The organism is Pseudonocardia sp. (genome assembly GCF_025965585.1).
In the GTDB taxonomy this organism is placed as follows: domain Bacteria; phylum Actinomycetota; class Actinomycetes; order Mycobacteriales; family Pseudonocardiaceae; genus Pseudonocardia.
Genome location: NZ_JAOPWR010000315.1, coordinates 44,078 through 50,232 on the forward strand (window position 1 = coordinate 44,078; position 6,155 = coordinate 50,232).

7 protein-coding genes are annotated in these 6,155 nt (G+C 72.2%); 4 read left to right on the forward strand and 3 right to left on the reverse strand.

Annotated elements, in window-relative coordinates; translation table 11 throughout:
• Positions 1-32: 32 nt before the first annotated feature.
• The 4 genes from JWR81_RS19265 (at position 33) to JWR81_RS19280 (ending at position 3,062) form a co-directional block, all read left to right on the forward strand.
• Positions 33-470, forward strand: coding sequence for a MaoC family dehydratase N-terminal domain-containing protein (locus JWR81_RS19265; protein WP_297654491.1), 438 nt, complete (start codon positions 33-35; stop codon positions 468-470).
• A complete protein-coding gene (locus tag JWR81_RS19270) occupies positions 467-886 on the forward strand; it encodes a MaoC/PaaZ C-terminal domain-containing protein (RefSeq protein ID WP_297654494.1) in 420 nt (139 codons plus the stop codon). Before JWR81_RS19265 ends, JWR81_RS19270 begins: the two co-directional genes overlap by 4 nt.
• 90 nt (positions 887-976) lie before the next feature.
• Entirely contained in the window at positions 977-2,314 is a 1,338-nt protein-coding gene (locus tag JWR81_RS19275; RefSeq protein WP_297654498.1) for a TetR/AcrR family transcriptional regulator, read from the forward strand.
• A gap of 145 nt (positions 2,315-2,459) precedes the next feature.
• Positions 2,460-3,062 (forward strand): flavin reductase, encoded by a 603-nt coding sequence (locus tag JWR81_RS19280; protein WP_297654501.1) that lies wholly within the window; start codon positions 2,460-2,462, stop codon positions 3,060-3,062.
• 68 nt (positions 3,063-3,130) lie between these two features.
• Here JWR81_RS19280 and JWR81_RS19285 read toward each other — a convergent pair whose 3' ends face one another.
• From JWR81_RS19285 to JWR81_RS19295, 3 genes are all read right to left on the reverse strand, one after another.
• The gene (locus tag JWR81_RS19285) at positions 3,131-3,967 is read right to left on the reverse strand and encodes a VOC family protein (RefSeq protein ID WP_297654504.1); all 837 of its coding nucleotides are present in this window, start codon (positions 3,965-3,967) and stop codon (positions 3,131-3,133) included.
• Positions 3,964-5,145, reverse strand: coding sequence for an acyl-CoA dehydrogenase family protein (locus tag JWR81_RS19290; protein ID WP_297654507.1), 1,182 nt, complete (start codon positions 5,143-5,145; stop codon positions 3,964-3,966). Before JWR81_RS19290 ends, JWR81_RS19285 begins: the two co-directional genes overlap by 4 nt.
• Positions 5,142-6,155 (reverse strand): CaiB/BaiF CoA-transferase family protein (locus tag JWR81_RS19295; protein ID WP_297654510.1); only part of this gene is annotated, 1,014 nt, incomplete at its 5' end. The genes JWR81_RS19295 and JWR81_RS19290, both read right to left, overlap by 4 nt.

Genomic DNA, 6,155 nt, shown 5'->3' on the forward strand with positions numbered 1-6,155 from the left:
TGTCGTCCAGTTCGTCCTGAGGAGGAGTGTCGATGAGCGCACCCGTCGGTGCCCGCGGCGCGGAGTTCGAGGTCGTCGTCGAACGCGGCAAGATCGCCGAGTTCGCTGCGGCGATGCAGAGTGATGATCCCGCCTACCGGGGCCCCGGGGCGATCGCCCCGCCGACGTTCCTCGCGAGCGCGGCACTGTGGCGGCCCGACGAGGCGAAGGTCGAGGTCGGGTTCGACCGCCGGCGCCTGCTGCACGGCGAGCAGGAGTACGTGTTCCACGGGCCGCCCCCCCGCGCCGGGCAGGAGCTGCGCGCCGTCGAGCGCATCGAGGAGCGCTACGCGAAGCCGGGCCGGCGCGGCGGGCAGATGAACTTCTGCGTCGTCGTCACCGAGTACCGAGACGTCGACGGCGTGCTGATGGCCGAGGCGCGCGCCACGTACATCGAACGGGCTGCGCGGACCACCGAGGAGACGTCATGAGTACGCCACTGGCGGAGATCGCGGTGGGGGTGCAGGCTCCGACGGCGGAGTACGGGCCCCTGACCACGCGGATGTTCGTCCGGTACTCCGGCGCCTCCGGCGACCTCAACCCCATGCACTACGACGACGCGATGGCCCGGTCGGCCGGCTACCCGTCGGTCTTCTCGCAGGGGATGCACGTGGCCGCCCTGCTGGCCGGCTACGCGGTGGAGTGGCTCGGCGCGGAGAACGTCCGCCGCTTCGCCGTGCGCTTCGCCGACCAGGTCTACCCGGGTGACGTGCTCACGTGTTCGGGTGTCGTGACCGCCGTGGAGCCCACGGCGCAGGGCCGCCTGGTGACGGTGACGCTCACCGCCGCCGTGACAGCCGGCCGCACGGCCCTCGCGGCCACCGCGGACTTCCTGCTGCCCGGCTGAGCTCCGGTGCCGACCACCAGCGGGGACGGCCCGTCACGCGGACGTGTGTCGGGCGGGCCGACGCTCGGACCTGCGCCTATCATGTACGGGATGTCAGACAGCGAGATCCGGCGACGAGACGGCTATTGGCCCACGAGCCCCGTGGTCGGGCGCCGTGGTGCGCAGACCCGTCAGCGGATCGTCGCCGAGACCCTCAGGCTGTTCGAGGCCCACGGCTTCCACGGGACCTCGGTGGAGAGCATCGCCAAGGCCGCAGGCACCTCCCGCGCCACGCTCTACCAGTACTTCGGGAGCAAGGAGCAGATCTTCACCGAGCTCCTGGACGAGTGCGGGGCCGCATTGATGCGGGTTGTGCGCCGGCTCGGACCGCTCGGGCCTACTCCCGAGGGCTTCGACAACCTGCACTGGTGGCTGGGCGAGTGGGCCTGGGTGTACGACCGGTACGCCACGATGTTCGTGCAGTGGGCGAACATCGACACGCCCGACACCAGCGTCCGCCCGATGGTGCTCGGCTTCGTCCGCTCCTACAACTCGCGGATCACGGCCAGGCTGGTGTCGAGCGGCGTCGCGGGCATCGACCCGGACGCGGCCTCTCTCGCTCTGACCAGCCTCGTCCACCGCTTCAACTACTTCCGGCACCGCGGCAACGTCCCGCTGCCGGCGCTGGACGAGGCGACCGACGGGCTTGCGGTGGTGATGCAGCTGATGCTGTTCCCGGACACCCCGCCGGAGGCCTTCGCGCAGCTCCCGCCGGTGCGGACGGGGCCGGTGCTCCGCCCGGTCCCCGAACCGCTCGCCGAGGTGCCGGAGCCCGTGCTCAGTGCCCGTGCGGCCGCCACCGTGGGCAACATCCTGGCGGCAGGTGCCCGGCTGTTCGCCGAACGCGGCTACCACGGCACCGGGGTCGACGACCTGGTGGCGGCGGCGGGCTTCGCCCGGGCCACGTTCTACAAGTACTTCGACGACAAGCTCGACCTGCTCAGGCGGTTGTCCGCCGAGGCGCGGACGGCGTCCGCGGAGCTTTCCGATCGCCTCGCGGCGTTGGATCTCACGGGGGACGAGGAGTCGGACCGCGCCGCGTTGCGGGCGTGGCTGGTGGACTACGTGCCCTTCCACCGGCGGTACGTCGGCGTCTTCCGGTCCTGGGTCGAGGGTTCCCTCACCGATCCCGGTCTCGTCGCGCTCGCCGAGCAGAGCAACGCGGCGGTGCACGCCGCGGTGCTGCGGTTGCTGATGCAGGTCGAGCGACCCTACTCCCTGGACCTGGACGTCGCGGCGGGTGTGTTCATCGCCGTCCTCGACCGGGTGCCCGAGGCCGTGCTGGAGACGGGCGAGGACGTCGCGGACGAGGCGATCGCCGACCTGATGCTGCAGGTGCTCGTGCGCGGCCTCCTCAACGGCACGGTCATGGCGCACTCGGCGCCCTGACGCTCCGTCAGAAGTTCTCTCCACGGCCTTCGATGTTTCGGCGCCTTCGTTCGTTGACTCGTCCTTCTGATCGTGTACATACTGTCAGAAAAATGGTCCGGGAGGTCTGTTGGACCTCCGCAGTCGGCGTGCTCTGGAGTGGACGATGTCAGTTGATCTCGATGCGGCGAACTACGCGCTGTCCGGCCTGCGGCCCTTCCCGGTCGCCGTCACCACCATCGACGGGGGCGTGGCCAACGGTCTCATCTCGCTGTCCGCGGGTGCGGCCAGCATCGTGCCCGAGGCGCCGCGCGCGACGATCAGCTTGACCAAGTACAACAAGACCCATGACATGGTGCTGAGCTCCGGCGTCTTCGTCATGCACCTGCTCGCCGCGGCGCCGGAGGAGGCGCTGGAGGAGTCACTGGCGATCCTCATGGGTCTCGGCGGCAGCTCCGGCCGGGACGGCGACAAGCTCGGGCAGTTCCGCACCAGGCCCGGCGTCACCGGCGCGCCGATCCTGCTCGGTAGCCTCTGCTACGTCGAAGCTCGGGTGGTGAAGACCCTCGACATGGACGAGAGCACGCTCTTCGTCGGCGACGTCGTGAGTTCCGGGCGCTTCGGCACGGGGGAGAAGCTGCGCGTCGGCGAGGCGTGGAAGAAGCTCCCGCCGGAGTGGATCGAGCAGTACGACACGAACCATGTCCCGCAGCTGGCGAGCGCGCGCAGGCACCGCGGTCTGCCGGAGGCCGGCCCCGCGGCGCACTAGGGATCACCGAACGGGGGACCGGAGCCACACTCGGCCGCGCCGGGCCGGCGCACGTCCCCGAGCGTTGTTCACTCCGCGCACTCCCACCGGACCCCGGCCATGTCCTCCGCGGAGATGGCGATCGCGCCCTCGCGACTGCCCGGGACGAGGCTCAGCCCCTGTCTCGTGAGGTACTTCGCCGCGCGGCCGAGGTCCAGCACCCGGAGCTCGACGGAACGCAGCCGCTGGCCGTAGCGCTCGATGTACGCGGCCACCGGGCCCTCCGGGGTGCGGGACTGCACCAGCTCCACGACGTGGTCCGCCACGCGCACGCCGGTCGCGTCCGCCTCGGCTCGGGGCTCCGTGGAGAGCACCTCCGCCCCCTCGACGAGATCGAGGAGCCACGCCGTCGCGGCCTCCCGGTCCCGCACGGCCACCGAGATCGCGTTCAGCCCGACCACCCCCAGCGGGTGGGCGTGCCACGGCTCCGCGCTCCATCCCGGTTCCAGGTGGGGGTCGTTCGGCATGTCCAGGGGACAGAGCTCGAGCAGCATCCCGTGACAGTCCGCCGGATGGGTCATGAGGAACTCGCCGGGCCGGTAGGTCGTGACCCGGACACCGCGGGCGTCGAGCGCGGCCTTCGCCGCCGCCAGGTCCGGGACCCGCCACTCGAAGGAGTGCCAGCCGGGCCCGAAGCGTTGCAACGAGGCCCCGACCAGGGACGTCCGGTCCCGGGGCGCGTAGAGCTCGACGCACAGCTCGCCGATCACCGAGAGGTTCGCGTCCAGGTTCTGCTCCCGGTCGTAGCCGCGCCAGTACTCCTGCGCCCCGAATGCGGCGGCGTAGCGCGCGGTCGTCCCCTCGAAGTCGTCGACGAGATGGTTGACGTGGGCGAGCCCGGTCACGTCGAGTCGGGGGCCCGTCATTTCAGCAGCCGCCGAGCGATCACCATGCGCTGCACCTCGGAGGCGCCCTCGCCGAGCAGCTTCACCCGCAGGTCCCGGAACCAGCGCTCCAGCGGCATCTCCTGGGACAGGCCCATCGCGCCGAACATCTGCACGCAGCGGTCCACGACCCGGAACGCCGTCTCGGTGCCGAACACCTTGCTCACCGACGCGTCGACCTTCACGTCCTTGCCGAGGTCGGCGTTCCACGCCGCCTGGTACATCAGCAGCCGCGAGGCGCGGAGCTCGATCTCGCTGTCCGCGACCATGAACTGGATGCCCTGCTTGTCCGCGAGCGCGGTGCCGAAGACCTGACGCTGCTTGACCCAGTCGATCGCGAGGTCGAGCGCGTGCTGGGCGATGCCGATCGGGCCCGCCGCGTAGACGATCCGGCCGTGCACCAGGAAGTCGCTGGCCAGGCTGAACCCGGCGCCCTCCGCCCCGATCCGGTTGGCGGCCGGGACGCGCGCGTTCTCGAAGTGGAGCTCGTAGGGGGAGAAGGAGTTCATGACGCCGATGGGCTTCATCGTCAGGCCCGGGGTGTCCCGCTCGACGATGAGGCAGCTGATCCCACCCCGCTCCCCGGCGTCCCCGGTGCGCGCGTAGACGACGCCCCAGTCCGCGGTGCCGGCGTGCGAGGTCCAGAGCTTGGTGCCGTTGAGGACGTAGTCGTCGCCGTCCCGCACGGCCCGGCACCGGATGGCTCCGGCCGGGTCGGATCCGCCCGTGGCCTCACTGATCGCGGTGTACGCCTTCGTCATCCGGCCCTCGACGATCGGCCTTGCGTACTTCTCGAACTGCTCGGCCGACGCCCTGTACATCACGTTGGGCGGGTTCCCGCCGAACGCGCCGCCGGCGGGGAAGAACGCGCCCATCCGGCACTTCGCGGCCTCCTCCGCGACGACGACCTGGCCGAGCACGCTCAGCCCGGCGCCGCCGTACTCCCGCGGGGTGGCGAGCGCCCAGAGCCCCATGTCCCGCGCCCTCTGCTGCAGGATCGCGAGCTGCGGGCCCGGCACGCCGGCCGTGTCGTGCGGCAGCGAGTCCTCCAGCGGCCGGATCTCGGTCTCGACGAACTTGCGGACCGTGTCCCGGAGCAGCACGAACTCCTCGGGCAGCTCCCAGGCGCCGGTGGGGAGGTCGTCCAGGTCGTCGATCATGCGTGGGCTCCTCGTGCGGCCCATGCCGTGAGCACGGCGCCGGCGTCGACGGGGTCGGGGCGGGGTGCGCGGGGACGCGCGGCCGGGGTCCGGGAGAAGCGGGGTGCCGGGGCGGGCTGCACCGTCCCGTCGACGTCCAGGACGGTGCCGCGGGCGGCGACGTGCGGATGCTCCGGGACCTCGGCGAAGGGCAGGACGGGGGTGACGCACGCGTCGACGTCGGCGAAGACCGTGGTCCACTCCGCGCGGGTCCGGGAGGCGAAGGCCTCGGCGAACGCGCCGCGCAGGACGGGCCACCCGGCCCGGTCGTCCTGCGGCGGCAGGGTGGCGGGGTCGAGGCGCAGGCCCTCGAGCAGCAGCGCGTAGAACTGCGGCTCCAGCGCCCCGACGGCCATGTACCCGCCGTCGGCGGTGCGGTAGACGTCGTAGAACGGTGCGCCGGAGTCCAGCCGGTTCGTGCCGCGGTCCCCGGCCCAGCGCCCGGCTCCGCGCAGCGACCAGATCGCGGACGCCAGATGCGACGCGCCGTCGACGATCGCGGCGTCGACCACCTGCCCGCGCCCGGACCGCTCGCGCTCCAGCAGCGCGGCCAGCACGCCGATCGCGAGATAGGTCGAGCCGCCGCCGAAGTCTCCGACGAGGTTCAGCGGGACCGTCGGCGGGGCCCCGGCGCGGCCGATCGCGTCCAGGACGCCGGTCACCGAGATGTAGTTGATGTCGTGTCCGGCGCGCGGGGCGAGGGGACCGTCCTGTCCCCATCCGGTCATCCGCGCGTACACGAGCCGCGGGTTGCGGGCCGCGCACTCCGTGGGCCCGAGCCCGAGCCGCTCGGTGACGCCCGGCCGGAACCCCTCGACGAGCACGTCCGCCCGCTCCACCAGCGACAGCACGGTCTCGCGGCCGGCCCCGGACTTCAGATCGGCCTCGACGACGGTGCGCCCGCGCGGGGATCGGCCGCCCGCGGCGCCCGGCCGGTCGACGCGCACCACGTCCGCGCCCAGGTCGGCCAG